Here is a 2,395-nt window from a genome sequence, read left to right as displayed (position 1 = left end):
ACCACGGCCAACTCCCCACCCAGCACACCCGGTCAACGACACACCCGATCAAACGGACACGCCACCGGCGAATCAACCTGACCAAGCACTACTAGTTGGTGGAAGTGCCGAGCCCGAGCCCGTGCCCGGCGGCCAAGCACTGTCAGCGCTGCCTGACGGGTCGACGGATCGGACGGACATGGGACCTTCCCCGCCATAAGTGCGGGCCAGTTCACCTTTGTGCACCTCATCGCGTGCCACAGGCCGCGCGCGGAACGGATCGAACGTTCCGGTGCGCTTGAGAAATGCGCACAGCACCTCCGCGGTGCGCCTCGGCGCGGCAGGCCCTGGAGCAGCGTGGCGCGGATATCGTTGATCGCTTTGGCCCGGTCGGAGGCGGGCGTGGCCGGACCGTCCCAGTTGAGCAGGTAGCGGGGGGCCACCACAGTGACGAGCGCGACCAGGAGCAAGCTGCCGCACACAACGGCCACACTCATCGCCCGAGGCAGGCCATTCGGGCGAGTGCCGGGAGGCTTTTGTTCGCGCACGGGATGCCCGGGTTAAAACACGTTGTTGTCTCGCCGCCCTGGCCATTCCCCCACCACTTCCGAGCCGTCGCCGAATGCGATGGCAGAAGGATGCGCCACCGCATCGCGCTTCAAACGCTGGTGGAGGTACCGACGAAATGGGCCTCACCGAGTGACGAAACGCAGGCATGGGCTGGTCGGGCACCGTCAGGATGTGCCTACGTTCGTCTACCGACCCTCGTGGAAGGGAATGCGGGCTCACCTGCGCGGGAACTCCACGCGTCGGAGGTCACGTTCCTGCAGATCAACGAAATCCGTCGGTTGTCCGGGACCCTGAGCCTCGCAGCCACCCGGCGTCACGGCATGCTCGCACCGTGACGCCCCGGCTGCACACTGCGGACGGGCTATGTCATCAACTCGATGTGCGGATGCTCGGGCTTCGCTGGGCAGACAAACAGATGCTGCCGGTAGCCGCTGCCTATCTGGACCCCGGTCGCGTTGTAGCCGCGGTGGCCGGGGTACGGTCCAGCACCTGGGTGGGGGGACGGAGACCAGCTGTTCCCGGAGTCGTCCCCTTCCTCGAACGTGGCGATGGTCATCAGGACCTCCATGCCGGTGCCGCACTCGGAGCAGGGCTGCGGGCTGGGATCGGTGGAGTTCCAAGCGGGCCAGCCGCCGACCTTCCAGCCGGGTGCGTTGGACAGCACACAGTCGTAGTACGTGTCCGGGTCCATGTCTTCCTCTGCTGCCTGCGGCACACTCCACTGCTTGAGCTGCTCCTGCAGTTCTTCGCTCAGCTCCAGATGGTCGGGGTACTCGGTGATCTGCTCCGGTTCGAGCACGCACGGTTCCGGTAGATAGCCGTCGAACTGCACTGCGGGCGGCTCGGGGGGCGTGTCGAGGATGTCGGTGACGGCGGCTGCGGAACGCCAGAAGATCAGGGTCCTGGGCATGATCGGATGATCGAAGGGGCACCACAGAACCTGCAGCAGGTCCTTACCCTCCGGCGGACTCAGATCGGGCACATCCCGTACGTACAGCTGTGCGACGGGCAGCATCGCTATGGGGCCGTCGTACGACTGGACCGCCAGCCTCACCGGATACATCTGAGGGGGCCGGATCCGGTCGAGAGTCTCCCGTTCCTCCGGAGTCAGGTCCCGGCCGTGCGAGGCGGCGAAGATCCGTCGTTCCAGCCGCAGATCCGCCGGGGACTGGGCTGGGTTGATGCCGTCCACCACATGCGGTTCCTCGCAGTGCGGCCACGGCTCCTCAACGGGCCACAGCAGCGGCCCGCCGATCGAGCTGTCGTGCCACGTCGGCGCCCCAGGGCGGGGGTGCAGGCGGGTCGCCGTGCGGGCCCGCGGGGCCAGTTGGGGAAAGACCGCGACAACGTCGATCGGCCGTGGCGGAGTGACAGGAGTGACATTCATGGCCGCAATATTGCCAATCGCCTCTGACAACGGTCCTCGCGGCCGCCCACGAAGAGCTCTGGCACGGGCGCCACCCGGGAGTCGCCGGCAGATGGCCCGCGAGCAGGTCCACGGTAGCCGCGTGGATGTGCGTCCACGCGCGCGGTTCGTTGCCATGTACCACTTCCATTCGGGTGCTACGAGTTACCTTGGCGCACCGCAAACCCGGCCGGGAACTGCATCCACAGAGCTCGGGATCCCATACACGTGACCGGAGCCATCACAGCAGGTCAGCGTATTTCGTCGGTGACCCTGGTGGCCGGCATGCCGCCCACCGCGCAACGACGAAAGCTGCCAGGCCCGACTGAGGGCCGACAAGGTGCGGGTCCGCCTGCCCGTCGGCCGTCCCCGCACCCGGCCGGCCGCCGTGGCCGGCACGCACGCCGAGACGCTGGCCGCTGTGGCCGCAGCCGGTATCCA

General features: G+C 67.3%; 1 protein-coding gene. It reads right to left on the bottom strand.

The genetic code is table 11. The annotated features are described in order from the left end of the window. Positions 1-910: 910 nt before the first annotated feature. Positions 911-1,936, bottom strand: coding sequence for a hypothetical protein (locus tag ABZ078_RS44310; RefSeq protein ID WP_356584364.1), 1,026 nt, complete (start codon positions 1,934-1,936; stop codon positions 911-913). Between the last annotated feature and the right edge of the window lie 459 nt (positions 1,937-2,395).

The sequence above is a fragment of the Streptomyces sp. NPDC006385 genome (genome assembly GCF_040612485.1).
Taxonomy (GTDB): domain Bacteria; phylum Actinomycetota; class Actinomycetes; order Streptomycetales; family Streptomycetaceae; genus Streptomyces.
Note: the sequence above shows the minus strand (reverse complement) of the source record. Positions and strands in the feature narration are given on the sequence as shown.